General features: G+C 69.5%; 28 protein-coding genes. 14 read left to right on the top strand and 14 right to left on the bottom strand.

The annotated features are described in order from the left end of the window. Window positions 1–278 precede the first annotated feature (278 nt). Window positions 279–1,550, bottom strand: coding sequence for a methyltransferase domain-containing protein (locus tag AC0QU1_RS05490; RefSeq protein ID WP_483574981.1), 1,272 nt, complete (start codon window positions 1,548–1,550; stop codon window positions 279–281). 490 nt (window positions 1,551–2,040) lie between these two features. Between AC0QU1_RS05490 and AC0QU1_RS05485 the strand changes: the two genes are divergently transcribed. From AC0QU1_RS05485 to AC0QU1_RS05475, 3 genes are all read left to right on the top strand, one after another. Continuing rightward, a complete protein-coding gene (locus tag AC0QU1_RS05485) occupies window positions 2,041–3,336 on the top strand; it encodes a cytochrome P450 (RefSeq protein ID WP_483574979.1) in 1,296 nt (431 codons plus the stop codon). A gap of 113 nt (window positions 3,337–3,449) precedes the next feature. Further along, window positions 3,450–4,802, top strand: a complete 1,353-nt coding sequence (locus AC0QU1_RS05480) for a cytochrome P450 family protein (RefSeq protein ID WP_483574977.1) — start codon at window positions 3,450–3,452, stop codon at window positions 4,800–4,802. 79 nt (window positions 4,803–4,881) lie between these two features. After that, entirely contained in the window at window positions 4,882–6,441 is a 1,560-nt protein-coding gene (locus AC0QU1_RS05475; RefSeq protein ID WP_483574975.1) for an ATP-binding protein, read from the top strand. A 122-nt stretch (window positions 6,442–6,563) separates the two neighbouring features. Here the strand turns inward: AC0QU1_RS05475 and AC0QU1_RS05470 are convergent, their stop codons facing one another. The 8 genes from AC0QU1_RS05470 to AC0QU1_RS05435 all read right to left on the bottom strand — a co-directional run bounded on the left by AC0QU1_RS05470 (window position 6,564) and on the right by AC0QU1_RS05435 (window position 11,782). Then, on the bottom strand, window positions 6,564–7,190 hold the full coding sequence (locus AC0QU1_RS05470) for a hypothetical protein (RefSeq protein ID WP_483574973.1): 627 nt from the start codon (window positions 7,188–7,190) through the stop codon (window positions 6,564–6,566). 202 nt (window positions 7,191–7,392) lie between these two features. Next, complete coding sequence (locus AC0QU1_RS05465) at window positions 7,393–8,610, bottom strand: lanthionine synthetase LanC family protein (protein ID WP_483574972.1); 1,218 nt, start codon at window positions 8,608–8,610, stop codon at window positions 7,393–7,395. Window positions 8,611–8,681: 71 nt separating this feature from the next. After that, complete coding sequence (locus AC0QU1_RS05460; protein WP_483574970.1) at window positions 8,682–9,569, bottom strand: HAD family hydrolase; 888 nt, start codon at window positions 9,567–9,569, stop codon at window positions 8,682–8,684. Between the two features lie 42 nt (window positions 9,570–9,611). Continuing rightward, window positions 9,612–10,124, bottom strand: coding sequence for a hypothetical protein (locus tag AC0QU1_RS05455; protein ID WP_483616400.1), 513 nt, complete (start codon window positions 10,122–10,124; stop codon window positions 9,612–9,614). Between the two features lie 65 nt (window positions 10,125–10,189). Beyond that, the gene (locus tag AC0QU1_RS05450) at window positions 10,190–10,579 is read right to left on the bottom strand and encodes a hypothetical protein (RefSeq protein ID WP_483574967.1); all 390 of its coding nucleotides are present in this window, start codon (window positions 10,577–10,579) and stop codon (window positions 10,190–10,192) included. Next, entirely contained in the window at window positions 10,576–10,929 is a 354-nt protein-coding gene (locus AC0QU1_RS05445; RefSeq protein ID WP_483574965.1) for a hypothetical protein, read from the bottom strand. Before AC0QU1_RS05445 ends, AC0QU1_RS05450 begins: the two co-directional genes overlap by 4 nt. Beyond that, entirely contained in the window at window positions 10,926–11,426 is a 501-nt protein-coding gene (locus AC0QU1_RS05440; RefSeq protein WP_483574963.1) for a hypothetical protein, read from the bottom strand. Before AC0QU1_RS05440 ends, AC0QU1_RS05445 begins: the two co-directional genes overlap by 4 nt. Continuing rightward, entirely contained in the window at window positions 11,423–11,782 is a 360-nt protein-coding gene (locus tag AC0QU1_RS05435) for a hypothetical protein (protein WP_483574962.1), read from the bottom strand. The genes AC0QU1_RS05440 and AC0QU1_RS05435 overlap by 4 nt, the downstream gene beginning before the upstream one ends. Before the next feature lie 160 nt (window positions 11,783–11,942). Here AC0QU1_RS05435 and AC0QU1_RS05430 point away from each other — a divergent pair, with 160 nt between their 5' ends. The 8 genes from AC0QU1_RS05430 to AC0QU1_RS05395 all read left to right on the top strand — a co-directional run bounded on the left by AC0QU1_RS05430 (window position 11,943) and on the right by AC0QU1_RS05395 (window position 19,731). Then, window positions 11,943–12,695, top strand: a complete 753-nt coding sequence (locus AC0QU1_RS05430; RefSeq protein ID WP_483574961.1) for a GntR family transcriptional regulator — start codon at window positions 11,943–11,945, stop codon at window positions 12,693–12,695. Next, window positions 12,692–13,228 carry a GNAT family N-acetyltransferase gene (locus AC0QU1_RS05425; RefSeq protein WP_483574959.1) on the top strand — a complete coding sequence of 179 codons (537 nt, stop codon included), beginning with the start codon at window positions 12,692–12,694 and terminating at the stop codon, window positions 13,226–13,228. The genes AC0QU1_RS05430 and AC0QU1_RS05425 overlap by 4 nt, the downstream gene beginning before the upstream one ends. A 28-nt stretch (window positions 13,229–13,256) precedes the next feature. Next, a complete protein-coding gene (locus tag AC0QU1_RS05420; RefSeq protein ID WP_483574958.1) occupies window positions 13,257–14,762 on the top strand; it encodes a helix-turn-helix domain-containing protein in 1,506 nt (501 codons plus the stop codon). After that, a complete protein-coding gene (locus AC0QU1_RS05415) occupies window positions 14,759–15,469 on the top strand; it encodes an SDR family NAD(P)-dependent oxidoreductase (protein ID WP_483574956.1) in 711 nt (236 codons plus the stop codon). The genes AC0QU1_RS05420 and AC0QU1_RS05415 overlap by 4 nt, the downstream gene beginning before the upstream one ends. A 55-nt stretch (window positions 15,470–15,524) precedes the next feature. Beyond that, window positions 15,525–17,276 carry a helix-turn-helix domain-containing protein gene (locus tag AC0QU1_RS05410; RefSeq protein WP_483574955.1) on the top strand — a complete coding sequence of 584 codons (1,752 nt, stop codon included), beginning with the start codon at window positions 15,525–15,527 and terminating at the stop codon, window positions 17,274–17,276. Between the two features lie 9 nt (window positions 17,277–17,285). Continuing rightward, a complete protein-coding gene (locus tag AC0QU1_RS05405; protein WP_483574954.1) occupies window positions 17,286–17,738 on the top strand; it encodes a PPC domain-containing DNA-binding protein in 453 nt (150 codons plus the stop codon). A gap of 266 nt (window positions 17,739–18,004) precedes the next feature. Then, window positions 18,005–18,460: a LexA family protein gene (locus AC0QU1_RS05400; RefSeq protein WP_483574953.1), complete on the top strand. Its 456-nt coding sequence runs from the start codon at window positions 18,005–18,007 to the stop codon at window positions 18,458–18,460. Then, window positions 18,457–19,731, top strand: coding sequence for a Y-family DNA polymerase (locus AC0QU1_RS05395; RefSeq protein ID WP_483574952.1), 1,275 nt, complete (start codon window positions 18,457–18,459; stop codon window positions 19,729–19,731). The genes AC0QU1_RS05400 and AC0QU1_RS05395 overlap by 4 nt, the downstream gene beginning before the upstream one ends. 27 nt (window positions 19,732–19,758) lie before the next feature. Here AC0QU1_RS05395 and AC0QU1_RS05390 read toward each other — a convergent pair whose 3' ends face one another. The 3 genes from AC0QU1_RS05390 to AC0QU1_RS05380 form a co-directional block, all read right to left on the bottom strand. Beyond that, entirely contained in the window at window positions 19,759–20,700 is a 942-nt protein-coding gene (locus tag AC0QU1_RS05390; RefSeq protein WP_483574950.1) for a serine/threonine-protein kinase, read from the bottom strand. Then, window positions 20,697–21,128: a hypothetical protein gene (locus tag AC0QU1_RS05385; RefSeq protein ID WP_483616398.1), complete on the bottom strand. Its 432-nt coding sequence runs from the start codon at window positions 21,126–21,128 to the stop codon at window positions 20,697–20,699. Before AC0QU1_RS05385 ends, AC0QU1_RS05390 begins: the two co-directional genes overlap by 4 nt. A gap of 142 nt (window positions 21,129–21,270) precedes the next feature. After that, window positions 21,271–21,939: a hypothetical protein gene (locus AC0QU1_RS05380; protein ID WP_483574947.1), complete on the bottom strand. Its 669-nt coding sequence runs from the start codon at window positions 21,937–21,939 to the stop codon at window positions 21,271–21,273. A gap of 399 nt (window positions 21,940–22,338) precedes the next feature. On the opposite strand from AC0QU1_RS05380, the gene AC0QU1_RS05375 reads away from it, so the two are divergent. Next, entirely contained in the window at window positions 22,339–23,238 is a 900-nt protein-coding gene (locus AC0QU1_RS05375) for a hypothetical protein (RefSeq protein WP_483574946.1), read from the top strand. Between the two features lie 181 nt (window positions 23,239–23,419). Next, window positions 23,420–23,650, top strand: coding sequence for a hypothetical protein (locus tag AC0QU1_RS05370; RefSeq protein WP_483574945.1), 231 nt, complete (start codon window positions 23,420–23,422; stop codon window positions 23,648–23,650). A gap of 174 nt (window positions 23,651–23,824) precedes the next feature. Here the strand turns inward: AC0QU1_RS05370 and AC0QU1_RS05365 are convergent, their stop codons facing one another. After that, the gene (locus tag AC0QU1_RS05365; RefSeq protein WP_483574944.1) at window positions 23,825–24,109 is read right to left on the bottom strand and encodes a hypothetical protein; all 285 of its coding nucleotides are present in this window, start codon (window positions 24,107–24,109) and stop codon (window positions 23,825–23,827) included. 21 nt (window positions 24,110–24,130) lie between these two features. Beyond that, window positions 24,131–24,508 (bottom strand): hypothetical protein, encoded by a 378-nt coding sequence (locus AC0QU1_RS05360; protein WP_483574943.1) that lies wholly within the window; start codon window positions 24,506–24,508, stop codon window positions 24,131–24,133. 127 nt (window positions 24,509–24,635) lie between these two features. On the opposite strand from AC0QU1_RS05360, the gene AC0QU1_RS05355 reads away from it, so the two are divergent. After that, entirely contained in the window at window positions 24,636–25,004 is a 369-nt protein-coding gene (locus AC0QU1_RS05355; protein ID WP_483574942.1) for a transposase, read from the top strand. Window positions 25,005–25,022 lie beyond the last annotated feature (18 nt).

The raw sequence follows: 25,022 nt of genomic DNA, 5'->3' as shown, positions 1-25,022 counted from the left end.
TCCTTGATATCGAACCAGTCGGGATCGGGCCGGTGCACGACCGGTCGTCAGTCTTCGCACCGGTCACCCGGCGGACCGCCGTCTTACCTCTTGCGGGTGCGGCACCGCGGCCCGGCCGTTCCGTCGGGCCCAGGCAGAGTCGGGTCGGGCTGAGGACCGCCGGTCCCGGGGGTGTCGGTTCGCGGTCGACGGAGATGACCGCTGGTTTCACGGGAAGGGCCCGCAACGCGGGGACGGCCCGTGGGATCGTCCAGACCTGCTCGTTGTGGCGCGTCGGGTCAGATGTCGTCGGCGCCGTCGTGATGCAGCGTGACCGCGAGGTCACCGTTCGGCAGCGGCAGGACGGACCCCTCCAGCGCAGTGGTGCCTCCGGCGGGCCGGTAGACGTGGGAGGCCCGTTGCGGCATCCCGTTCCTGCCCCAGGCCGTCACATGCTCGGCCAGCAGGTCTGCCACCTGGTCGGCGTGGGAGCCGAAGCCGACGACGCCGAGCCGGTGCCCGGCGCCGTCAGGCCGGAAGCACACCACGGCGAAGGAGTCGCCATCCACGTGCCCGAAGGGGAGCCACTTGTCACCCTCGTGCCCCAGGCGGTCACTGTCCTCCAGGACAAGGTCGACCAGGCCCGGCAGGCTGTAGGCCAGATGCGTGCGCAGGCCGACGAACATGCCCGGTGGTGGCAGGACCACGCCTGTCGGGATCAGGACGCTGGAGTCCTCCAGGGCCGGTGGCAGGCCCGACAAGTCGGTGGAGCCGTCCCAGCAGCGAGCGGTGACCACTCCACCGTGCGGGCCGGTCATGCGCCTGTGGCGAGGCGTGCGGGCCAGCACGCCCTGGACATCGACGAACCCACAGACCACGGAGGACTCTCCAACCAGCAGGTCGCCGTCGCGATGGAAGGCGATCGACCAGCACTCCGCGCTGTGGCGTGCCCGCAGCGGGACGACCAGCACACCGTCGCCAGCGAGTTGTTCGACCCAGGCCGGGGCGATGTCCCAGACTCCGGCCGTGACCACGATCCGGTCGAAGTTCCCCAGGCCGAGTACTTCGGCCGCATCGGCGTGCACGACGGTGACGCGGTCGTCATAGCCCGTGGCCGCCAGCGCGGACCGGGTCGCCTCGACGACCTGGGCGTCGATGTCCACGGTGACGACACGGCCTGTGCGGCCGACGAGCTCCGCGATCAGGCTGGCGTTGTACCCACCGGCTCCGACCTCCAGGACCCGCATCCCGGGCTCGATCCGAGCCTGGTCCAGCATCCGGGCCTGCAACCAGGGGGCGCTGACCGAGGACGTCGTCCGGCCGGTGGCCTCATCGAACCGGGTGCGTACGACGTCGTCGGCGTAAGCCTCCTCCAGGGTGGTGCCCGGCGGGCAGAACACGTGCCGCGGCACCGTCAACATGGCCTGCTGGATGGTCGGTGACACGTGGCGCGGGTACTTCGCGCGGAGTTCATCGACCAGAGCCTGACGCAAGCTGCCCGCACGGTCATGGCTGGACGCCGCGCGGGCGGCGTCGGCCCGGCTGGTGTCGGTGAGGCGAATCGTCGTCATTCGGGCCTTCCAGGTAGTGAGGCGGACCATGCACGTGCCTAGATGCCAGCGCCCAGGGCTCCTGGCCAACTCCTGCAGCGAACCGCCTTCGCGGGCCACGTCAGGGACGCGGGCTCTATCTCACCCGATCTAAGGCCCTTTGAACAGGGCATATTCGCGGGCATTTCAGAGGAATTTTCGGGGGCATTTTCTCGACACCGCCGCCGCGAGCGGCTTCAGGCGCATGGTGGTGCCGTTTCGGCTTCCCCCATGGCATGGCTCCCAGTGGTTGTCCGGCCTCGGGCTCCGGCCCTCGACCAGCCTCACAGCCCGGCACCCACTGTCCGTCCTACCTGGTCATCGACGCGCCTCGTGGAGGGCGCTGGGGCATATTCGATTACGCCCCGGGGCATTTCCAAATATGCCCTTTCGCCGTCGAGTTACTTCGGATTTCATATGCGACAGATTCGCGTTCGCGAGCGTGTATTGGGCGACCGAGGGGTGCTGGGAGATGGCGACACCGACCGACACGATCGAGCCAGAGGCCGACGAGCTGGGTTCGAACATCTATGCCGACCTGGAGGTCGTGCGGGCCAGGGGCCCGGTGACCCGGGTGCGGTTACCGGGTGGCTCGCTGGCCTGGATGGTCACGGGTCATGCCGCGATCAAGGAAGTCGGCGTGCACAAGCACGTGTCCCGGGACGGCGCCGCGCACTGGGGCGACCTGCGCGCGGGGATCGTGCCGCCGGACTCGCCGGTGCTGCCGTGGGTGGTCGACGCGGCGATGTTCAGCGCGTACGGGGACGAGCACAAGCGGCTGCGCAAGCTGATGGCCCCCGGATTCACATCACGCCGCATCGCGGCACTCGCACCCGGGATCGAGAAGATCGCCGCCGACGCCCTAGAGGATGTGTCGCACGGCCGCTCCATCGACAAGCACTCGCGCCACTGGTTCAGGCGGCTGCTGCGGCGCGCACTCGGGCGGCGCGGGCTTCGGAACGTGGACCTGCACGAGCTGTTCTCCCTGCCGATCCCGATCGCCGTGATCGCGGAACTGCTCGGCGTCGACAATGACCTGTTCCCGACGATCAAGGCCGGCGCGGATGCCCTGTTCGACACTGCCATCGACCCCGACGAGCTCGGCCGGTTGTTCGCGGGACTGGTGGTCGCGATCGATACGCTCATCGAGCGCAAGCGGGCCAACCCGGACGGGCGCCTGATCAGTGACCTGGTGCACGCGAACGTCGACGGCGACACCTACACCGCGGCCGAGGTGGCCCAGACGGTACGGATCACGATCGTGGCGGGCTTCGAGACCACGGTGAACCTGCTGGACCAGGCCATCGTTCTCCTGCTGAGCCACTGCCCGGTCCTGGCCGAGGTCCTGGCCGGAAGGATCACCTGGCGCGCCGTGGTGGAGGAGGTCATGCGCCACTCCTCCCCGGCGGCCAACGTGCCGTTGCGGTTCGCGAGCCAGGACATCGTGATCGCCGGCCAGCCCATCAAGCAGGGCGAGGCGATCTTGGTGTCGTTCGCCGGAGCCGGCCGCGACCCGTCCGTGTTCGACCGGCCCGGCGAGTTCGACCCGCGCCGGTCCAACGCCAAGGAGCATCTCGGGTTCGGGTTCGGACCGCACCGGTGCCCCGGAGCCGCTTTGGCGATGCTCGAGGCCGAGATCGTGCTGCCGATGCTGTTCGACCGGTACGGCATGGAGCTGGAGGAGAGCCGGGCGGACATCCCGCAGAACGACGGCTTCATCACCAACGGCTACAAGCGGGTACTGGTCTCGCTCACCCCGAAGAACTGAGCCCACCGCGCGCCAAACCGCCGACCGCTCTCCTCCACCCCCTGAGCCGCCCCTCGTGGAATCCGAGGGGCGGCCACCTTCTCCACGAGAGAACGTCACGAGAGAAACCGTCGATGCCTACCGAGACACCCGTCCTCCACCCGCACGCGCGTCTGGACGACCTGACCGGCCTGACCGACCTGGTCACGGCCATCACCAACAAGCAGGACATCTACCCCCAGCTGCGCGCCGAATGGGGTCCGGTCGCCCCGGTCGACCTGATCCCCGGCGTGCCCGCCTGGCTCGCGATGGACTGGGACCACGCCATGCACATCCTGCGCAACCCAGCCGCGTTCACCCGTGACGTCGGCACCCCGGATGAGCCGAACTGGCCCGCGTTCTTCGACGGGCGCGTACCGCCCCTCTCAGGGTTGGCCGCGTTCTGCTCCCCCCGCACCAACGCCTACTACACCGACGGGTGGCACCACGAGCGGCTGCGCGCGGCGGTCGACCACGTGTTCGCCCAGGTCGACGAGGCCGCGCTTGGCGCCTACGTCCGGCAAATGTGTGACCGCATGCTCGACCGCATCATCGAGCACGGCACCGAGACCGACCTGGTCGCCAACTACACCGCGTTCGTCCCGGCCCTGGCCGTGGCCTACATGTACGCGTTCGACGACCAGGACGCGTTGCGGCTGGGCGACCTGGCCAAGGCCGTCTTCTCCTACACCAAGGCCGCGGGACCGGCGTTCGAGGCCGTGTACGCCATGCTCGACTTCCACATCGACGCCCGCCGGAACGCCCCCGCCGACCAGGACATGCTCACCGGCCTGATGCACTGGCAAGACCCCGTCCCCGGCCGCGGACCCGGCACCTACAAGGACCACGACTACACCTACCTGGACCGCGACGAACTGCGCGACACCGCGCAGATGATCCTGACCGCCGGGTTCGAGATGGCCGTCGCCTACACCACCACCGCCCTGGAAAAGCTGCTCAGCGACACCAAACTGGCCCAGCGCGTACGCCGCGGGCGCCTGGACATCCCCGAGACCTTGGACTGGGTGCTGGTGCGCAAGTCACCGGTGCGGTTCACACCGCCGCGGTACGTCACCGCCGACGTCGTCCTGGGCGGCCGGCAGCTGCGCAAGGGCGACGCGGTCGTGACCGCGGTGGCCCACGCCACCCTCGACATGCACACCGGCCCGTTCGACGAAGACAAGGGTGAGGGCATCGACCCGATCTGGTCCAGCACGTCCCGCGCCTCCCTCGCGTTCGGCGCCGGACCGCACCGCTGCCCGGCCACCAGGTTCTCCCGGATCGTGGTGGAAGCCGCCGTCGACCGGGCCGTGAACAGGCTGCCCGGGATGCGGCTCACCGTCCCGAAGGGCGACCTGGACGCCGGGCTTTCCCTGTGGGCCAGCAACGCCGACCGCCTGCCCGTCCGCTTCCAGCACACGATCGACCGCGCGGTCGCGCCGGTCTGACCCAGGAGCCAGCCATGTCCATCCACCACACCCACGGCCCTGGAGCACTCGTCCTGGGAGCACCACGAGGGGCGGGCGGGTGATCGCGGCGGAGCGCTCCGCCGCCGTGGTGTCGGCTGCCGAGGCGACCGTGTCACTGCCGGTCCTGCTGGTCGCGGTGCTGGTCGGAGTCGCACTCGGCGCGGTCGGACTGCTGGTCGTGAAGACGTTCGAGCGACACCGCGCCGAAAGACAGGCCATAGCCCAGGCGGTGGATGATCTGCGGGTCCGGGTGCCGACCTGGCACACCGGCCTGCTATCACCGCACCATGCCCAGGCCGTTCCGTTCCTGGGCCGCAAGGACACCCTGGACACTCTGCTGGACTGGTGCACCGCGGACGACCCGGACTCCGGGCCGTTTCGACTGATCACCGGTCCCGGCGGTGTGGGCAAGACACGGCTGGCCGTCGAGCTGCAACGCCGCCTCCAGACACTCGACACCGGGTGGGTGTGCGTCCTCCTCGCAGCCAAGCACGACCCGAAGGCAGACGTCGCGGTGAATGTCGCGACGATCCTGCGGCAGCACGCCAGGGACCGGCCGGTGCTGATCGTGGTCGACTACGCCGAGAATCGACCAGGCCTGCGCGAGCTCCTCACCGCGGCCCACACCGACCGGGGCACCATCCGGGTCCTGATGCTGGCCCGCACGGCAGGCAACTGGTGGGACACCCTCACCGGCATCCCCGGAGACCTCGGTGCCGCGCTGCGCGCCGGGTACGACGAGGCCGACCTGCCTGACCTCGACGCCGACCCCCAGGACATCCTGGACGCCGCCACCACCGCCTACGCACAGGCCAGCGGCATCGCCACCCCGAGCGTACAGCCCACCAACGCAGCCCCACGGACACGGGTGCTGGACCTGGTCACCGCCGCCCTGGTCACCGTCCTCACCAGCTCCCATGACCCCGCGCGCCCCGCGGCCGGGCAGTCCATGGACGTCGAGCACGTCGCACCGAGTGACGTGTTCGATGAGCTGCTCCGGCACGAGGCCGCGTACTGGCGCATGACCGCCCGAGGTGTCGCCGACGGGCTCACCGTCGCGATGCAGCGCGCGCTGGTCGCGGTCGTCGCGCTGGTCGGCGCCCAGGACAAACCCTCCACCGTCGCCCTGGCCAGGCGGGTGCTGGGCACCTTCACCGAGGACGTACAACCCGATCCCGTGGCGGCCGCCTACTGGCTCCGCAAGACCTACACCCCGGCCGAGACGTCACAGTGGTGGGTCGAACCACTCACCCCGGACCGGGTCGCCGAACACCTCGTCGTCAAAGTCCTGACTCAAGGCCCGCACGCGAATCGTCTCCTCGACGCCCTCCTGGAAGGCCTGACCACCACCCAGGCCATCCACGCGATGAGCGTGCTGTCCCGGGCGGCAACGGACCCCGCCCGCAACGACGCCCAGCAGGAAGCAGCCCGGACGCTGGCCGACCACCTCGCCACCCACCTGCCCGACTCACCCCAGGTGCACGCCGCCGTGCTGGCCGCTATCCCTTCACCATCGGCCCGCATGGCTCCCACAGCGGCACTCCTCACCCCCGAGTCAACCCCTCTCGCTCAGACTCAGGACGGTGCGAACCGCTCGCCCGACGGTCCAGGCCGCTAACACCGTCTGACGCTCGCGGACGACCCACGACCACTCGCGCTCTCGCGCCCTGCTCGCGGCATCGTCGCACTTGCTTATCGCGCCGATCGCCGACACCGAGACTGTGGTGCGCCTGCTACCCGTCAGACGTGGGTGGGCGCGCCCGGCCCGATCTGGTCGGGCCCGACGCAGTTCGGCATGATGACTTCGAGCCGGATGGTCAGCAGTTCACCGCCCGCTGAGAGGCGAGCTTCGTGGTCGGCGGGCTCGACGACACGGGCGCGGACCACGGGACGGTGCTCCGGACCAGGCGATGCTCCATCGGCGCTGCAAGGGTCGAGAGCGATCACGATGTCTCCGACGACCACATCGCCAGCCGTCCCGGCGATTGGGTCGTCGGCGGCCTGCCGAGGGTCCGGTCGCTGACCCTGCCCGGCGTTGGACCCCTCGGAGGACGACCCGGTACCAGTCCACTTCTCCGGCCGCGGCGGATACTTTTCCGGCCACGGCGGATAGAACCCGAGCTCGGCATCCGTCTCAGCCAGCATCACTTCGCGCAGCGCCTCACGCCTGGCCTCACGAGGCCAGTGGATCGCCCCGTTCTCATACCGGGCGATCGTCTTGGCATCCACCGGCGTGCCCCGCCCCGTGCGTACCGCGTACTCGGTGACGGCGGCGGCCAGCTCGGACCGGGATAGCACCTTTCCGGTGGCCGGCGACCGGAGTTTTGCGCGCCGCCGCAGGAATGCCTCGTTGAGAGCCTTGGTCACAGCCGCGAGCCCCCTGCCTTCCTGGGCCGCCGGCCTGCGCGACGCGGCCGGTGGTGCCGGGTCGGTGCTGGCACGTCGGCCCCGGAGGGGGCGGCGTATCCAACGACGTGCCCGCCGACTCTGCCGGAGCTGATGTCGGGTCGGTTGCCGGTGGGGCAGCCACCGGGTCCCTGGCTTGTGTCGCGGCGACGGGTCGTGGTGGTCATGGTTCGGCCCACCCGATACCTAGGACGCCATCGGCCCCGCTGACCGGGGATGCGCGGCGCTGCAGGGACTCGAACACCAGGCGTGTGCCGAACCGCCCGAACAGGAACTCCGTGTCCTGCGGGTCGGGCAGGACACGGCTGGTGCGGGACACGACCTCGGTCGGCATTCCCAGCCGGTCGAACAGCATCGACACTCCCGGCTTGTCCCGCGGTCGCAGGTGCTCGGCGTCCTGTGCAGCGCGCAGCACGGTCAGGTACATGCCCCCGGTCCCGGCATACAGGTCCGGCTGCTTCATCCGGCCCATCTGCCGCTCGGTCAGGCACGACAAGATCGCGTCCTCGGCCGCAAGCTGCGCATCCGCATCGCCCACGGCGATGGCGGCCATCTGCAACGCCCGGGCGATCCCGACCGTGCCATGCGCCCAGGTCGGCTCCCCTGGTTCCGTCTGGAACATTCGCCGGGCCCGGACCTCCTCCAGCGTCAGCCAGGCGGGCCACCACACCACCCGGTCCGAGGTCTGCTGCCGCCACGCCGTATACCAGGCCGTGATCTGCCCGATGGCGGCCTTGTGGCCGGGCGCCCTGTACCCGGCGCGGTAGGCAGCGGCCAGCAGTGCGAGCACGCCCGCACCACCGCGCGCCATCCCTAGGTCCACATGCCCACCAGACGGCTGACCACCGGGCGTCCCCGGGCCTGGCGCCTCGGCGCTCCACCACCCCGGGACCACCACGTCCCCCACCCTCCGGTTGTGGGCGCAGCCCACCAAGTAGGTCAGCACCCGAGAGAGCGCATCCGCCAGCTCGTGACGGTGCTCGGTCTGCTCGGCGGCGCCATGCGCGGTCCGGCGCAAGAGCACCACTCCTAGGCCGGCCAGCCCGGTCACCAGGTCGAACTCGCTACCCCGCAACGGGGCACCCGCCTCGGCCCGCGCGTCCACCGCGTCCAGCCTGTCGCCAGTCAGCTTCACCAGATCCTGGTCGAGACCAGCCAGCTCATGCGCCCACCGCACACGACCCGGCATCCCTGTGCTGTCCAGGGCAAGAGCCAGCGCCGGCGCACCATAGAACAAGCCAGCGCTCGCCGACCGGTCTGCCCGCTGCGCCGTCACCCTTAGGAGCAGGTCGGTGACTTCGTCCCAGGAACCCCGACCGATCAGGGCTCGTTCGACCTCCACCAGCAACCGGCCGATATCACCGTCAGCCAGCGACTGCACCGCCTCTCCAGGTCGGCGGCCCAGCGCGTGAGGCCTGGGACCAAGGCGCTCCGGGCGGTGGTGCGTAGCGATCACGATCCGCTCCCCTTCACGTGCGGGAGTGAGCGCAGCACCATGGCCGCTCCGTGCTGGCCAAGGGGCCCGGTGATCTCGTCGGCGGCCTCACGCACCTGGGCCGGGGCCTGCCCCATGGCCACGCCGCGTGCTGCCCAGGTCAGCGCCTCGATATCGTTGATGCCGTCGCCGACCGCGACCGTGCGTGCAGGGTGGACGCCCAGGCGCTCCCGCACCGTCGCCAGCGCCGTCGCCTTCGAGACGCCACCAGGCGTGACGTCGAGCCAGTCGGGTCTGGTCGGGGTCGCGGTCAGCCCAGCGGCGCGCAGCGGATCCATGAGGTCGTGCACCCTGGGCCCGTACAGCGCGATGCGCGGAGTGTTCAGTGTCTCCAACACGGTCACCGGCGCCCATGTCTGGGTCCCGCGCAGCCTGCCGGCGGGGAACTCGCCGGTGACGAAGTAGCCCGCACCGAGGTTCTCCAGCGCGATCGACGTCATCCCAGGACGATGGAGGCTGAACACGGCGTCCGTCACGGCTCTCACGTCGACCCACAGGGCGTCGCCGTCGGCAATGGTGTAGGTGTACCCATCCGGCTCCGCCGTACTATCAAGGTGGGCGATGACGGCACCGTTGGAGGCCACCAGCCATCCATCCAGGCCGAGCGCTCGCGCGATGGGCAGGACGCCGGCCAGGGACCGGCCGGAGGACAGCACAATGTGGTGCCCGGCGCTGCGCGCGGCGGAGACGGCCTCGGTGGTCAGCGCGGGAACATCCACCCGGCCCTCCTCGGTGAGGGTGCCGTCGATGTCGAGGGCGACCAGGCAGGGCCGCGAGCTCACCTGGTCCGCAAGCGCGGTCGGTGGCGGCGGGCTGGTCCGCGTCGGTGCTGTCGTCGGTGTCATGGCGAAAGTCCTTAGAGCAGGGGGTGTTCTGGAAGCGTGCGTTCAGGGGGTCAGGGCGCGCACGACGGTGCGCAGCGGCAGGGTCAGGCCGACCAGTTCTGCCCGCAGGGCCCGGGCGTCCCGTTCGTGGATGGTCTGAATCTCGGCCTCGTCGTCCGCGTCGTCGCTGGGCCGCAGGAGGACCCGGGCGACGGTGACCTCGGTTGGGACGGCGCCGTCGAGCAGGTCGAGCAGGTCGGAAGCCTCGCCCAGCGTGGTGGTCGGCCCGGACGCCGCGCCGTCGAGCGCCAAGTCGACACGGAGGGCGCGAGCGGTGGGGTCGTGGCTGTCGGGGTAGCCCGTCCAGTCGTGCCCGCCGTGCTTGCTGGCGCGGTTGTCATCCAGGCGCAGGACGGTGGCGAGGCGCTGCGCGGCGGGCTTGTCGCTGGTGCTGATACTCACGCGGGTCAGCGGGACGCGGGCGGGCACGGCGGCGAGCCGTACCCCACTGACCGCGAGGCGCGGCTCGACGGCGGCGAGCCGAGCGGCCGCCTCTGCCGCCGCCGAGAGCAGCATGCTGGGAAAGCCCGCCAGACCGGTCGTGCTGGGTCGCGGAGGACGATTCGGATTGAGGTTCGAGATCATGGGAGTTGCCTCGTGGTCGCACCAGCGCCCTCCTGGCGCTGGCGGGGAGGGTCGGTGGCGAGCCGTCCGGTGCGCTGGGAGGCAGCAGGACGACCTGGGCCGATGACGACGCACGTTGCGCCGTGGGGTTCGAGATCGTGCGTTACGCGGGCTTGAGCCTCGGCCATGCGTGCGCCGGCAGGGATGAGGACGACACGCGCGCCGCAGGTGCGGACGTCGGCGACGAGCTGGCTGATGGTGACGACGTTGGCCTGGTCGTCGAGGATGTGCTCCAGCGCCAGGCCTTCGGCCGCCGCGTGCTCCGTGACGAGGCGACGCTGGCGGGCGAGCGACCTTTTCGTCGGTCCACTGACGTAGGCGACCGCTGTCGGACGAACTCCGGTCATGACGCAACCCGATCTCCGGCTTGACGCGGGGGCTCGTGTTCGGTGCAGGACGCGGGGCGCGCGGCGCTCCACGAGGTGACCGTGCATCGGGCAGGCAGGATTGCGTTGCCGTGGGTCACGGTCCCCGACCAGGTGTCGGGCAGGGTGGAGTCCAGGTCCAGAAGACTGGCCACGGCAATCGCGCCCTTCTGGTCAGAGGCGACGACGCTGACCTCAACAGCCGGGCCCAGCTCTCCGTCGTTGCCGCGACCGATGTCGACAGTCAGCCGCACGTCGTTTACGTCCACGGTCGCGCACGCGAGCGCGATGAGGTTGAACGCGATACCGACCTGCCCCATGGAGACCATCACGCGGCTCTCCGGCGCAGCGCTCCGCGCACGTGGACCTCGACACCTCTGACCGAGCCATAGAAGTCCGTGGTCTCAGGCGCGGTGGTCTGCTGGTCCAGGGTGAAGGGCAGTCCGAGCATCGCCGCGATCTCCTCGCCGTCGCGCAGTTCCGACGGTTGGATGCGGATGTTGCCGGAGTGGACCACGAATCCGGCGACGTGGTCGGGACCGATCACCTCGAACAGGTCCGTCATGACGAGCACCGCCAATGGCAGGTCGGTCAGGTCCTTCCTGACCCTGGTGTTCGGTAGCGCGGCGTCCATGGTTGGGTCCCTTCCTGAGGCGTTCGGCCGGGCCCCGACAGTCTTCGACGCCGCACCGGCGAGCGAAACAGTGCTGGATGGAAACTTTTCGCGCCCGCCTGGAATGCCTCCTGACCTGCGAAGACACACCCAGGTGGGCAGAAGTTTCCGCCAGTTGGAAACTCCGAACGGCCTGAGGAACTCCAAGGCGGTCACGACGCGCCTCCCTGACCCGGGATTGCGCCGTTGTCGATGGCCGGCGCGTAGAGGCAGACCGCGACCGGGTTGTACTGGGACGCCTGATGCAGCCAGCCCATCCAGCACACCAACCCCGCCTGCGACGTCAGTGTGGTGTCCGCCCGCCGCAGCCTGAGCTTGTTCGCGAGGCGTTCGGCGTCCGCGAACGTGTCCGCGAGCGCCTCGATGACGACGACGGTCAGGGGGCGACCGTGTCTGTCGTGGTAGTCGGTGAGTTCGGCGCGGGCCTCGGTGATGGCGCAAGAGAGGCCGTAGATGCTGGCGATGTCGTCGAAGCCCTGTCGGGCGTGCTCTACCTGGATGGCGGTAGCCATTCGACCCTCCGATTCCATTAGGGCTAGACGGTCTAGCCCTTTTATTTGTGAAGTAGAGCACGGTGGGGTTGGGGCCGTCAACGGATAGGGCTAGTCTGGCTAGACCAATCATGGGAGGGAGTGATCGGCCGTGGCCGGACCTGGCACGCAGGCCACCTCGATGAAGGCCCGAATCGCCGACGTGTTGCGGCGACGGATCGCTGACGGAGACCTGGCACCCGGTGACCAGCTGCCCACGGTCGCCGACCTGATGGCGGAGTACGGGGTCGCACGCATGACGGCCAGGGAGGCTGTCGGGATCCTCAAGAACGAGGGCCTCGTGGTCTCGCGCGGGCGCAGTGGAACCGTCGTTCGCGAGCTGCGCCGGATGACCTATCGGCCACAGTCCGACTTGGTCCGGCGTCCAGACGACGTCGCCAAGGACATGTTCCTGACCGAGCAGGAGATCGACGGGCGGCGTCCGACGCAGACGATTGAGGTCGCGGTCGTTCAACCGTCGGCGGAGGTTGCTTCGCGGCTCTCTTTGGACGACAGCGAACTGGTCGTGGTGCGCCGGCGCATCCGGTACCTCGAGGACGAGCCGTTCCTGACCAACGACAGCTACTTCCGACATTCGATGGTCGAGGGCACTGAGATCATGTCCCCCAGCGACATCGCTCGCGGTGCGAACGTGGTGCTGGCCGAGAAGGGCTACGTGCAGGACTACGCCCGCGACGAGATCACCGTGCGGATGCCGACTCGCGAGGAGCAGCAGCGCCTGGCACTCACACCTGGTGTCCCCGTCGCCCACCAGGTCACCACCGGGTACGACAAGGACGGGAACGCGTTGCGCGTGGCGATCACTGTGCTGCCCGGCGACCGGCACGTCATAGTCCTTGACCGTCCTGGCCTGCCCGCCTCGGAGCAGCGATGACGACCGTCGCCGCAGCCCGGCCCGTCGACGAGATAGAGATCCGGGCCCTGCAGGACGAGGCCATCGCCTGGCTGAGGTCGCGCGGCAGCGACCAGTGGCAGAACCTGCGCCCCGCCCGCCACGGCACAGGCCGCAGCCTCGCCGACGCGATCAGCCGCGGTGAGGTCTACCTCGTGCGCGACGGGATCCGGATCATCGGCACGCTGACCGTCGACGACTACGCCGACCCGGAGTTCTGGACCCCGGAGGACGACCCCGACGACGCGCTGTACATCCACCGGATGGTCGTCGCCCGCCGCGCCAGCGGCCAGGACGTCGGCGGCCGCATGATCACCTGGGCGCTGGACCGCACCAGAAAGCTGGGGCGCACCTGGCTACGTCTGGACGCCTGGCGAACCAACCAAGCGCTGCACGACTACTACATGCAGCACGGCTTCGAGCACGTACGGACGGTCGAGCTGCCGCACCGCGGCAGCGGCACCCTCTTCCAACGCAGAGCCACCGAGCACGCCTGCACCACCGACCAGGCATAGGACCCGCCGAACACGACTAGGGGTAGTGATGGCGAACAGAGCGACCGCGGCACGGCGTCTTCGTACTGAGCTGCTCGCGAGCGGGTACAGCGTCCTGGACATCGCGGGCGAGATCGGCAAACGGCTCAACGAGCGCCCCCTGGCCGCCTGGCGCCTCGCCATGGGCTGGTCACAGACCGAGCTCGTCGAGCAATACAAGACCCTCAACCCTGGCTCCCGCCTCTCGGTGTCCCGGGTGTCGGAGTACGAGGTCTGGCCCATCGGCGGGAAACAGCCCTCGCTCAAGTACCTCATCGGCCTCGCGCACACCCTGGGCTGCACCGTCGCCGACCTGCTCGACGATGCCGACCTGGCCCACTTCTCACCGGCTGAGCAGGACCACCTGACAGCGGTACGCGGCCAAGCGGACCTGACTCCCACCGTCCCAAAGCCCAAGACCAGCTCAACGATCCAGACCCGCCCTGTGCCATGGACTGCCGCGGGAGGCATATCCCTGCTGAGCTCCGCACCTCAAGAGGCGCACGTCGGCCGGCGCGAGTTCCTCACACTGAGCGCAGGAGCCGCCGTCGGCATCGCTCACGACTGGCTTACCATCGAAGCGCCGAAGGTCGCCTCAGCTGCAGACGGTGGCCGCATCGACGGCGGGCTCGCAGCCTGCCTCGAACAGCGCCTACCTGACCTGCGGCTGATCGACCACACGCTCGGCGGTCTGCGCGCCCGCCCATTGGTCGACGCCGAGCTCAGGCTCGTCAATGACATCCTGGCTAACAGCACCTACAGCGACCCCGTCGGGCGGCGACTGTTCGCCGTAGCCGCCGAGCTGTGCCGGATCGCCGGCTGGGCTTCCTGCGACGCAGGCCAGCACGAAACGGCCGAACGGTACTGGACCGCAGGCATCCGAGCCGCACACCTCGCCAACGACCGCGGCATCGGAGCCAACATCCTCAAGTCCATGAGCCTCCAGCGCGCGGAGGCCGGCCAGCACGCTCAGGCGATCGCGCTCGCCGAGGCTGCCCGAGAAGGCGCTCGCGGTACCGACGATCGCGTCCTAGCGATGCTGACCATGCGACAGGCACGAACCCACGCCTCGCGCGGAGACATCTCCGAGACCGGACGCATGCTGGCCCAGGCGGAGAGCCACATGGAACGCATCAACGGCGATGGGCCGTCCTGGGCGGCCTACTTCGACGAAGCAGAGTTCCACGCCCAGGCGGGAGCCAGCTATCTCTTGTTGGGCAAGTACCGCACGAGCGACGCGCTGCTCGAGAGGGCCCTGGCCCGGCAGCCGGATGAACGCAGCCGCGACCGAGCCACCTACGCCATCTGGCGGGCCGAAGGCGCCGTGAACATGGGCGACGTCGAAGGAGCATGCACGCACGTCACCAGCGCGATCCCAGACCTGAAGGGTGCCGTCTCCCCCAGGAACCGCACGCGGCTGGCGAAACTGCACAGGCAGCTGCGCCCGCACGCCCACAACAACGCCGTCCGCGACTTGGACACTCGACTCGCCGACCTGCTGAAGGCCGCCGCATGACGGCCCCAGCAGCCCGGGTCGCCGTCGTCACGGGCGCCAACCGCGGGCTCGGCCGAGAGGTAGCCAGAGCCCTCGCCGAGCGCGGGATGCACGTCGTGATCACAGCCAGGGACGCACACTCCGCCGGCAACGCGGCACAGGAGCTCGCGGCATCCGGGCTCTCCGTTTCAGCCCACCAGCTCGACGTCACCGACCCGGCCAGCGTCGCCAGAGCCTTCGCCACGATCGGGCATGAGCACAACAGGCTCGACGTCCTGGTGAACAACGCGGCGATCGCGATCGACCGCCGCCGACCGGCCGCCAACGCGGACATGGAGCTCGTTACCGCCACGCTAGACACGAACCTCACCGGTGCCTGGCGCTGCTGCACGGCAGCAATACCGGAGATGCTGCGCCATCACCACGGACGAATCATCAACGTCACCAGCCACATGGCCACCACAAGCCGGCTTGCCCAGGGAAGCCCTGCCTACCGAGCATCTAAGGCCGGCCTGAACGCGCTGACTCAGATCCTGGCCGACGAGCTGCGCGACACCGGCATTCTCGTCAACGCCATCGCCCCCGGCCGGGTCGACACACGGCTCGCGTACGGCAAGACAGACCGGTCTCCTGCCGACGCGGTTGGTGACTTCGTCCACCTCGCCACCCTGCCCGACGACGGCCCGACAGGGCGGCTTTTCCACAACGACCACCAGCTCAGCTGGTGACGAAACCTCCCTCCGGACCCCGCCAACGGCCCGCACGCGACGAAAGGCAGAGATGGTGAACAGGACGAACGCGACACGGCGTCTTCGTACTGAGCTGCTCGCGAAGGGCTACAGCGTCCAGGACATCGCTGGGGAGATCGGCACACGGCTCAATGAGCGCCCCCGGTTCGCCTGGCGCCGCGCCATGGGCTGGTCACAGGCGGAGCTCGTCGAGCAGTACAAGACCCTTAACCCCGGTGCTCACCTTTCGGTGTCCCGGGTATCGGAGTATGAGGTCTGGCCCATCGGCGGAACCCAGCCGCCACTGAAGTACTTGAATCGCCTTGCCCATCTTTTCGGCTGCGCGGTCACCCAACTCGTCGACGATGCCGATCGCGCAAACCTTGACCCTGCCGACCAGGACTGGCTAGCCATGGTGTCTTCGTCACTCGACACAGCAACTACATTCGGGCCTGAACACACCGTCGCCGACCTTATCGATGCCGTCGACATCGCCCACCTGCCCGCATCTGATCGCCGTTACGCCGCCCTGGCGGCGAAGTCGTCTCGAACTCCGGGCGGTGCCAGGAGTTCGAAACCCGAGATGGTCAGAGGCCGACCAGAATTGGAGCCCGCGGGAGCGTTCGCCACGGCCGCCAGCGGATCGGTCCCCCGGCTCACGTTTCCCGTCCCCGGTACGGGTGGCGACGCCCTCTTTGAGGCGCCAGCTGGCCGCTACTTCACGGGCACCACCCTGCCAGCGCAAGCCGTCGCGGCCGTCGACGACGGCCGGATTGTGGCCACCCTTCCCAAGCCCACGCCCGGTCGTGAACCTCTCAGGAGCAGGGGACGCGCCCTCGTGGTAGCTGCGGTCCAGTCTTCCGACGGCGCTGCTCCGGCCTTCTACGGGATGGACGCACGTCAAGCCCGCCGTTGGATCACCAACCCATCGGGAGAAAACCATGTGCCCGTTCCGCGAGCGTACGAACTCGACGATCTCACCCTCGGCGTGATGTGGGCGGCGGCCAACTTCGACGACTCCCTCCTGGACGACGACGCCGCGTTGGAGCGGACCCTTCGCAACTTGAGTGTGTACGAACAGTCGCCAAGCTCGACGGTCACCGGCGCCGTCGTCGACGACCTCTCGCCGGTGTCCCAGATGTGGCTGGGTTCGCAGTTCTGTGCCGACCACATCCAGCGTCACTCACACCGGCTGACCGAGCAGCCGGACTTCTGGACTCGGGAGCAACGCGGCGAGGAAGCCAGCGCTTGGCTCCTGTTCAAGCACAAGCTGAACTACCTGCGCGTCTATGCCGGCAATAACGCCGCCTCGCCACAACGCACGTTCTGCATCCCACCCAGTGTCGCAATCATCTCGCCGCGGACCGAGCGGATACTGCTGCTTCTCGCCGTGGCACTGATGGAATCCTTCGCGATCACAGTCAACGTCGTGACCGAGCCCGAGTACGCGACGCTGCCTGGTTTCGTGACCGACCACAGTCAACGAGCGATCATCGCCACCTGGGTGGGGACCGAGAGCCTGTGGCACGTCGACATACCCGACCAGCGCCCTCAACTACGAGAGTTCTCCGACGCGCTCGCCTTCGCACAGGCCTGGTCGGTCAACGCGGGAACGACCGCAGAGAGACGCCTGCGTGCACTAGCCAGCTACCTGGACCTGGACTGGACCTGGCTCGCCACCCGCTGCGCGCAGCTCGGCGACTACGGCGCTGCCGGGCTCATCTCCCCCCGCAGCCGACTTCTGTCCGCCGCCGGTATCGATCGCGCCTGCCAGTTTGTCGGAACGCTTGCACCAACAGGTCGGTAGATTGCGCGCATGCGCAGCGCACAACTAACCCTCGGCCGACAGTTCGTTGTCGCCTTCGACCACGGCGACGACTTCTTCACCGCCCTCAACGATTTCTGCGAGCAGAACGAAGTCCGGCAAGGCTTCATCCGATTCATCGCGGGCTTCCGAGAAGTCGACCTCGTCGGTACCTGCGACAGGCTCGAGAACCCCGACGCGCCAGTCTGGTCCAAGGTGCACCTGGAAAATGCCGAGGCTCACGGCAGCGGAGACCTGGCCTGGGATGAGGCGGCCGGCAAGGTCGCCCCACACATCCACGTCTCAGCCGGACTCAAAACGCATAGCGCCACCGGCTACACCAGCCACCTGCTCTCCGCCACGGTGCAGTTCCTAACCGAGATGCACGTCATTGAGGTGAAGTCACCGCAGTTCAACCGCATGCGTGACCCGAATCTGTACGACGCGCCCCTCCTCCGCTTCTGATCGCACTCCCGCCTTCCATGTCCAGCACACCCCTACTTCGAGTCGGACCAGCCCTGGTCGAATGTTTCGGCCCCGCGCCATGATCAAAGGCCTTCGCTTCACGGACGGGTCTGCCTAAGACCAGGATGCAGCCGCCACCGACACCGACGCCCCGGTCACAACCCGCGCTCGGCTTGCGAGCGGCTGACCTGCCCGGTTGTCGCGGGATGTTCTCCCCGACATAGACTCGAACGCATGTACTACCTTTGTGTTGTCTGGGAGGCGTGATGCTCGCCCTGTCGCCGCCACGCCGAGTCACCACCCTGCACGCCACCGACAGCACAGCGTTGCGGATCGCGCCCGTGGCCGTGGCATGCGGGTTTCCGTCTCCGGCACAGGACTACTACGACGGCGAGATCGACCTGACCGAGATGCTGGTGACCGATCACGCCGCGACGTTCATCGTTCGTGCTTCCGGGGATTCGATGACCGATGCCGGGATCAGCGACGGCGACGAGCTCCTGGTGGACCGGTCGATGAAGCCCCGTAACGGCGACGTGATCGTGGCGGTCCTGGACGGTGAGCTGACGGCCAAGCGTCTGGAGATCGGCCCGCACGGTGTGGTGCTGCGCGCCGAGAACGCCGCCCACCCGGACATCGTCGTGTCGGAGCTGAGCGAGCTGCAGGTGTGGGGCGTGGTCACCTACTGCATCCACCACCTGCACCGGCCGGGCCGGCGATGATCGCGCACGTGGACGTCAACAGCGCCTACGCGTCCTTCGAGCGCGTGTTCAACCCTGGCCTGGACGGGGTGCCGCTGATCGTGCTGTCCAACAACGACGGCATGGTCGTCGCCGCGTCGCGCGAGGCGAAGTCCCTGGGTCTGGACCTCGGGCGGCCGTGGTTCGAGCTGCGTCCGCTGGCCCATCAGTTGGGTGTGGTGGCGGTGTCCAGCAACTACGAGTTGTACGGGGACATGTCCCGCCGCGCCATGGAGGTGCTGGAGCGGTTCACCCATGACTTGGAGGTCTACTCGATCGACGAGGCCTTCCTGGCCGTCGACCGGCGCACCGCGGCGGACCCGGTGGCGATGGTGCGGCTGGGGCGGGAGGTCCGGGCCTCGATGCGCCGCCTGCTCGGCCTACCGGTCAGCGTCGGCATCGCGCCGACCCGCACGTTGGCGAAGCTGGCCAACCGGGCGGCGAAGAAGCTCGACGCGTTCGGTGGGGTGTGCGTGTGGCCGGCGACCGACCCGGGCTGGCGCGAACGGCTGATGCGGGCGTTGCCGACCAGCGAGGTCTGGGGCATCGCCGGTCGCCTGCAGGCGCGTCTGGCCGGGCACGGCGTCCTGACCGTGTGGGACCTGGCCACCGCGAACCCGGCCCACCTCCGGGCGCTGTTCAACGTGGTGGTGATGCGCACCGCGCTGGAGCTGCGCGGCGTGGCGTGCATCGGGCCAGAGGAAGACCACAGCGGGAAGAAGCAGCAGCTGATCGTGTCCCGTTCGTTCGCGCAGAAAGTCACGACCACGGCGGGCATGCGTCAGGCGCTGAGCATCTACGCTCAGCAGGCCGCGACCCGGCTGGTCAAGCACCACCAGGTCGCCCACACGCTGACCGCGTTCGCCGGCACCAGCCACTACGCCACGGACAGGCACCACCCGAGCGTGGGAGTCCGGTTGCCGTTCCCGACCGCTGACCCGGTCGAGCTGACCCGGGCCGCGCACCGGCTGCTGCCCCGGATCATCCCCGGCGCCCGGTACGCCCGAGCCGGGCTGCTGCTGACCGATCTGACCCCGGCGGGGGTTCAGCGGCCGTTCGAGATGTTCCGTTCGCCGCACGAGGACGCCGGGATCGCCACCCTCATCGACCGCATCCAGAAGAAGACCGGCCGGCACGCGATCGGCCTCGGGTACGCGGGCCTGCGACCCGGCCCGTCCTGGCAGATGAAACGCCCCATGCTCACGCCCCGTGCCACCACCCACTGGGCCGAACTCACCCCCGTCAGAGCCTGACCCCACCGGAGCGCCCGCGACTGCTGGTCAGCGTTTCCAGACTTTGACGTGGTCCTTGAGGATCAGGGGTTTGTCGTCGGGGCCCTTGATGTGGGGGGCGATCCAGGTCAGGCGTCGTTCGGAGTGCTTGGTGCCGACGGCCTGGCGTCGCCAGTGGCCGCCCACGACCCACTGGTGGGTGTACTGGCGGGCAGAAGCCGCGATGACACTGTCTTGGCCAGGGGGTGGCGCGGGGCGTCGCAGGGACACGACAGTGACCTGTTGCGGCTCCCGGCGGCGGGTGGTGCCCCGCCCGGTGCCTGGGGTGGTTTCCAGGCGGCGTTCCCCGAGACCTGGCTGTAGGGCCAGGGCGTGGGTCGCGCGCAGCAGCATGTCGGCCTGACGGGAATGGTGGCTCTGGATCGCTTCCGGCTCGACCTCGATCTCCACGATCCCGGTACGGGCCACCGGCCCGCTGGACGCGCGCAGGGCGCGGGCGTCGTCGGTCAGCGGGCTGACCCAGACCTGTGTGCCGACGGTGCGCCACGCCATCGCGACGACGGGCAGGTCCGGCAGCACACGGGTACCGAACGCCGTGGTGGTCTGGTGCTCGGCGGGCGCGTCTGTCCACGGCAGGGTCAGGCCGGTCGACCCGGCCCAGAAGATCACGCCGGAGGGGTCGGCGTGCTCGTGCAGCAGGCTGATCTCTCCGTCCGGGACCGTCCGGGCGGCGGTGGCGGCCACGTCGGTCATCTCCGGCGCCACCCACCACAGCGCGCCGACGGCAACCGCCTGGGACCACGCGGCGGCGTTCTCGCGGACCCGGCGGGTCCGCACTGCGGGCGCACCGGACACGCCGCGCTCCAGTGCGCCGGCCAGCACCCGGTCCATCCGAGCGGCCGTGTGGTCGAACGCTGCGACCAGGTCGGCGCGCAGCGTGGGCATGTCCCGCGGCCGCAGGCGCCCCTGCTGCGGGATGGTCCCGGTCATCCGCGCCCACCCAAGCGGCGCAGGACGGCGGCCTTGTCCACACCACCGTCACGGTGGCGGGCCAGGGTTCCACGGGCGACCATCTGGGCGATCGAGCCGCGCGTGATACCGAGCATCCGTGCCGCCTGCTGGTGGGTGACGGCCAGGTCGACCTGCGGTGCCAGGGCGGCGGCGCACGCCCGGCCCAGGGGCGTGGTCCACCAGTGGGCAGGCGGATCGTCGGTGTGCTGCCCGCCCCACAGGGCGACCATGAGATCGACCACGACCTCGGCCCGCACCCGGGCATCCGAGTCCTGCAGCTGCGCAGCCAGGAACTCGGCACGACCGGCCGCCCGCTCCAGCATCAGATCGTGCATGTCCGCACCGAGCAGTGGTTGCAGCGGCCACAGGGCATGCGTGTCCAGATCCTCAACGATCTGCCCAGCCACACTCTGCCCAGCCACACTCTGCCCAGCCACACTCTGCCCGGCCACACCCGGCCCGGCCACACCCGGCCCGGCCACACCCGGCCCGGCCACACCCGGCCCGCGCGAGCTCCCGGCCGGCTGCCGGCCCGGTACGGGCTCGTTCTCAGTCATCGACACCCCCGCCACCACCATCCGCGACCGCCTCAACGTCGGTGTTGTCGGTGTCGGTGTCGGTGAGGATCCAGTAGGTGCCCGGGCCGCGGTCGGCCTCCTCGGGGGCGTGGGTCCACTCGTGGACGTACGGGCTCTGCCCGGACAACGGCACCGGCCGGGAGGCGATGTACGTCTGCCCGGTGAGGTTCGAGCGCCCGATACCGATCGGCGGCCGTTCGGGGTCGGCGCCCACCACGACCCGCGGCCACCCGGTCACGTCGTTGACCTCATCGGTGGCATCCCGCGGGAGCCACGCCACGGTGACCCGGCGCTGCTGACCCCACGCGTCGCGGCCGGTGACGGTCGCGGTCAGGGCATGCCCGGCCACGTCGGCCCGCGCCGCCCAGTCACGCACACACCGCTCCACCCGGTCCACGACCACCCGGTCCTCCCCATCGACCGCCTCCCAGGACCCGTCGTGCCACACCGCCGCGGTCCAGCCCCCGGCACGATCCTCATCCTGGTCCTCGCCCTGGCCGGCCCCGTCATCGACGATGCCCAGCTGTGCACCATCGGCACGAGTGATGACCAGCACGCCGTCGTTGTCGTTGCGGTAGCAGTCCGCACCCACCGACCGCGCGACCCGGCGGGCGACCACCGTCGCCGCTGCCGCCGTCATGGCGTCACGCCCTCGCGTGAAGAGCCCCCGCTCATGTCATGCACCATTGCATGACATGAGCAGGGTGTCAACATGACGCCGACACCCCGCGGCGCCCAGCTCTCAGGTGTGCTGCCCTCGGCCCGCCCTGGCTGTACCGCCCCCTGGGGCGGCGCGCGGTGTCGCCGCACCGTGGCCATCACAATGTCGCGGTCGGCATGGTTGCTCCTTAGGCTCCACCCGCTATGACCTGGCCGTCAGGCGGTAGTCTGCGCGAGTGGCTGCGCTGCACCGAGATCGCGCCTCGTCGCCTCGTCGCGGCAGCGTCGGGCATAACGAGGCTGGACGGTGACGACGGAGGGGGCACGGGTAGTGGCCCGCACGAAGGAACCGCGAGACGGGCGGCTCAGGCCGCGGGACATGCCCCGGCTGCGCGCGGATCTGGTCGGCGCGTTCGCCGCCACGGTCGCCCGATGGGACAAGCAGATCCTCGACGTCGGCCAGTCCCGGTTCCCGAACACCATCGTCAAGCAGGCCCGACAGCTGCGGACCGAGGCCGCCGCATGGCAGGACGCCCTGCACACCGGAGCACTGTGGTGGGTGTCACGGGAGATGACCGAGGTCGCCACCACCGCCGCCCAGACCGTTCCCGTCGACGAGATGGGCCTGCTGGACGAGGACGCCGACCCGTCCGGCCTGATCTACTGGGACGGCCCGACCGGTGCCAGCCTGCCCTGGGCCAACAGCCCGGCCCAGCACCGCACCATCTCCGCGTTCGGCCCGCCCACCGCCCCGCGGCTGCGCGTCGTGGCCATGGCGTGGCGCAGGGCCGGCTCGGGATTGCGGCTGGCCGCGCTGACCGACGACCCCCGCGCCGCCCACAGCTCGGGCGGGCCCGCGCCGCGTACCGGGATCGTGGAGATCAAGATCAGCGAGGAAGCCCGCCCGGACGAGGTCCAGCAGGTCAACGCTCTCCTGCGCGCCACCCACGCCCTGGCACTCCAGCCCGGCATCGGCGAACGCCACCACGAGACCGCCCCAGCCCCCGCGCCCGGGCACGGCACGCCACGCGCACCCCAGCCCCAAGACGTGACCGTCGTCTACCTCCGCCAGCCCGCCTCCCCACCCCGCCCGGACGACGAGGCCGGGACGCACGAGCGCCGCTACTCCCACCAATGGGTCGTCGGCGGGCACTGGCGACGCCAGGCCGTCGGCAAGAACCGCAGCCAACGACGCCTGACCTGGATCGCACCCCACATCAAAGGCCCCCAGAACACCGACCTGGTCCTCAAAGACCGCGTCAACGTCTGGAACAGCTGACTCTGCTTCCGACCCACGGCCTCCTGCCGGTCCTGGGCCGCACGGACCTGACGGGAGCCATCAGGCACGCCTCGTTCCCCGCGGCCCAGCACGAGGAGGCAGGCAGGACGCCAGGATCGGGCAGCCTCGGCCGGGTGCACCCAGGTCGACAGGATCGGCGGCAAGAGAGCAGGATCGGCGGATGGCGTTGATCGACGAGCTTGAGCGGCTCGGGCGCGCGGTCCAGAACGGCACGATCTCTCGGGCCGATGCCGTGGCCGAACTCGTCGGCGCGAGCGACGGCGGGTTGACAAGTGTAGGTGCCGCCTGCGCCCTGGACGGCTGGGCCACCGCCCGCGACTGGTACGAACGCACCTACCGCCAAGAGAGGAAAAGGCAGATCGAGGCCCTCGACCAACTGTACGAACTCTGACCGACCAGTCGCCCTTTCTTCAACACATTCGGAGCAACCCGGCCACCAGCGACGACGGGCGGCACGGTGGCAATCAGCTGGCCGAGGACTCGACGGTGCCCCGCATCTCGAGCGTGCCCGCAAGGCTCGGCCGGCAGTAGTCCAGGCACCAGCCCATCGCGTGGAGTGACCTACCTACGTCTCCTTGACATGGTCGCGGTGCAGCCACAGGTGCCGGGGAAACCGGCGGGGATCGTCCAGCTCCACCAGAACCAGATCGCCGGTGTGAGCCAGGGCCACGGTCTCGATCTCCTCCCGGCCGTCGCCCTCCCACACCACCAGCACGGTCACCGAGTCCGAGCCGTGCCACGGCTGCTCGACCGCCCGCTCCGGGCGGAACCGTTCGTTGACGACCGCCTGCCACAGCTCCCGATTCGCCCGCAGGGGCGCGAGCAACTCGTCAAGGTGCGGCCCGGTCATGGCACCAGTATGCACCCAATCTTAGAACACACGTTCCCGCTGGTGCAGCGGGCTGAGCGCTATCCCCGGCTTTCCGACCGTGCTGGTCCCGGCCGGGGAAACACGCCCCCGGCCGTCGACCGCCACCAGGCCCGGCAACGGCTCGGCCACCGGGTCGCTCGCCCGGCGGCGTCGCCGGCGGGCGCGGTCGACGAGGTAGTCGACCAGGTAGAGCAGGAACGCGATCGGCCCGGTCACCAGGAACTTGACCGCGTTGTACACGCACAACCACACGAACAGCAGGTAGATGCCGTCCGCGGGGACCAGGTAGCTCTGCAGGAGGCCTGCCGCGACCAGGTAACCGGGGACCAGGACCAGGGTGATGGGCAGTGCCCAGACCCGGTTGGGACGACGGAACATCCATACCACCACGCGTGTGGTCGGCGTCCGGAACTCCCACCCCGTGCCACCGCTGACGGGACCTCACCCCGTTTGGTGGACACGCTGATACTGGATGCCTGATCCAGAGAAGCGAGTTCTGTAACTGATGGCAATGAAGAACTATCCCGAGGAGTTCAAGGCTGATGCTGTGGCCTTGTACGAGTCGACTCCTGGGGCCACGATCAAGGGCATCGCCCGGGACCTGGGTGTGGCGCGCGAGACGCTGCGGCTGTGGGTGCGCCGGGCTGCGGAGGAACGCGGCCAGGCCGCTGTCACCGGTACGGCGGGTCCGGGCACGACCGAGCCGGGCGAGTCGCCGGTGCGTTCGGGCGGCAGGGTGGGGCAGCTGGAGGCGCGGGTGGCCGAGCTGGAGGCCGCCAACCGGCGGCTGGAGGCCGACAAGCGCACCCTGACGACCGAGCGGGAGATCCTGCGTAAGGCCGCGAAGTATTTCGCGGGAGAGACGACCTGGTGAGGAGCCGTCAAGAATCAA

The sequence above is a fragment of the Promicromonospora noduliphila genome, from assembly GCF_056951025.1.
Note: the sequence above shows the minus strand (reverse complement) of the source record. Positions and strands in the feature narration are given on the sequence as shown.

Bases quoted from the DNA above. Each gene is read 5' to 3' on its own strand.
- AC0QU1_RS05455 (WP_483616400.1), bottom strand. From the start codon at position 10,124: ATGCTGCTCTCGGCGGCGGCAGAGGCGGCCGCTCGGCTCGCCGCCGTC.
- AC0QU1_RS05370 (WP_483574945.1), top strand. From the start codon at position 23,420: ATGGCGTTGATCGACGAGCTTGAGCGGCTCGGGCGCGCGGTCCAGAAC.
- AC0QU1_RS05450 (WP_483574967.1), bottom strand. From the start codon at position 10,579: ATGACCGGAGTTCGTCCGACAGCGGTCGCCTACGTCAGTGGACCGACG.
- AC0QU1_RS05400 (WP_483574953.1), top strand. From the start codon at position 18,005: ATGCTCGCCCTGTCGCCGCCACGCCGAGTCACCACCCTGCACGCCACC.
- AC0QU1_RS05425 (WP_483574959.1), top strand. From the start codon at position 12,692: ATGACGACCGTCGCCGCAGCCCGGCCCGTCGACGAGATAGAGATCCGG.
- AC0QU1_RS05485 (WP_483574979.1), top strand. From the start codon at position 2,041: ATGGCGACACCGACCGACACGATCGAGCCAGAGGCCGACGAGCTGGGT.
- AC0QU1_RS05415 (WP_483574956.1), top strand. From the start codon at position 14,759: ATGACGGCCCCAGCAGCCCGGGTCGCCGTCGTCACGGGCGCCAACCGC.
- AC0QU1_RS05375 (WP_483574946.1), top strand. From the start codon at position 22,339: ATGCCCCGGCTGCGCGCGGATCTGGTCGGCGCGTTCGCCGCCACGGTC.
- AC0QU1_RS05490 (WP_483574981.1), bottom strand. From the start codon at position 1,550: ATGACGACGATTCGCCTCACCGACACCAGCCGGGCCGACGCCGCCCGC.
- AC0QU1_RS05430 (WP_483574961.1), top strand. From the start codon at position 11,943: ATGAAGGCCCGAATCGCCGACGTGTTGCGGCGACGGATCGCTGACGGA.
- AC0QU1_RS05405 (WP_483574954.1), top strand. From the start codon at position 17,286: ATGCGCAGCGCACAACTAACCCTCGGCCGACAGTTCGTTGTCGCCTTC.
- AC0QU1_RS05360 (WP_483574943.1), bottom strand. From the start codon at position 24,508: ATGTTCCGTCGTCCCAACCGGGTCTGGGCACTGCCCATCACCCTGGTC.
- AC0QU1_RS05380 (WP_483574947.1), bottom strand. From the start codon at position 21,939: ATGACGGCGGCAGCGGCGACGGTGGTCGCCCGCCGGGTCGCGCGGTCG.
- AC0QU1_RS05365 (WP_483574944.1), bottom strand. From the start codon at position 24,109: ATGACCGGGCCGCACCTTGACGAGTTGCTCGCGCCCCTGCGGGCGAAT.
- AC0QU1_RS05420 (WP_483574958.1), top strand. From the start codon at position 13,257: ATGGCGAACAGAGCGACCGCGGCACGGCGTCTTCGTACTGAGCTGCTC.
- AC0QU1_RS05395 (WP_483574952.1), top strand. From the start codon at position 18,457: ATGATCGCGCACGTGGACGTCAACAGCGCCTACGCGTCCTTCGAGCGC.
- AC0QU1_RS05435 (WP_483574962.1), bottom strand. From the start codon at position 11,782: ATGGCTACCGCCATCCAGGTAGAGCACGCCCGACAGGGCTTCGACGAC.
- AC0QU1_RS05355 (WP_483574942.1), top strand. From the start codon at position 24,636: ATGGCAATGAAGAACTATCCCGAGGAGTTCAAGGCTGATGCTGTGGCC.
- AC0QU1_RS05460 (WP_483574970.1), bottom strand. From the start codon at position 9,569: ATGACACCGACGACAGCACCGACGCGGACCAGCCCGCCGCCACCGACC.
- AC0QU1_RS05390 (WP_483574950.1), bottom strand. From the start codon at position 20,700: ATGACCGGGACCATCCCGCAGCAGGGGCGCCTGCGGCCGCGGGACATG.
- AC0QU1_RS05480 (WP_483574977.1), top strand. From the start codon at position 3,450: ATGCCTACCGAGACACCCGTCCTCCACCCGCACGCGCGTCTGGACGAC.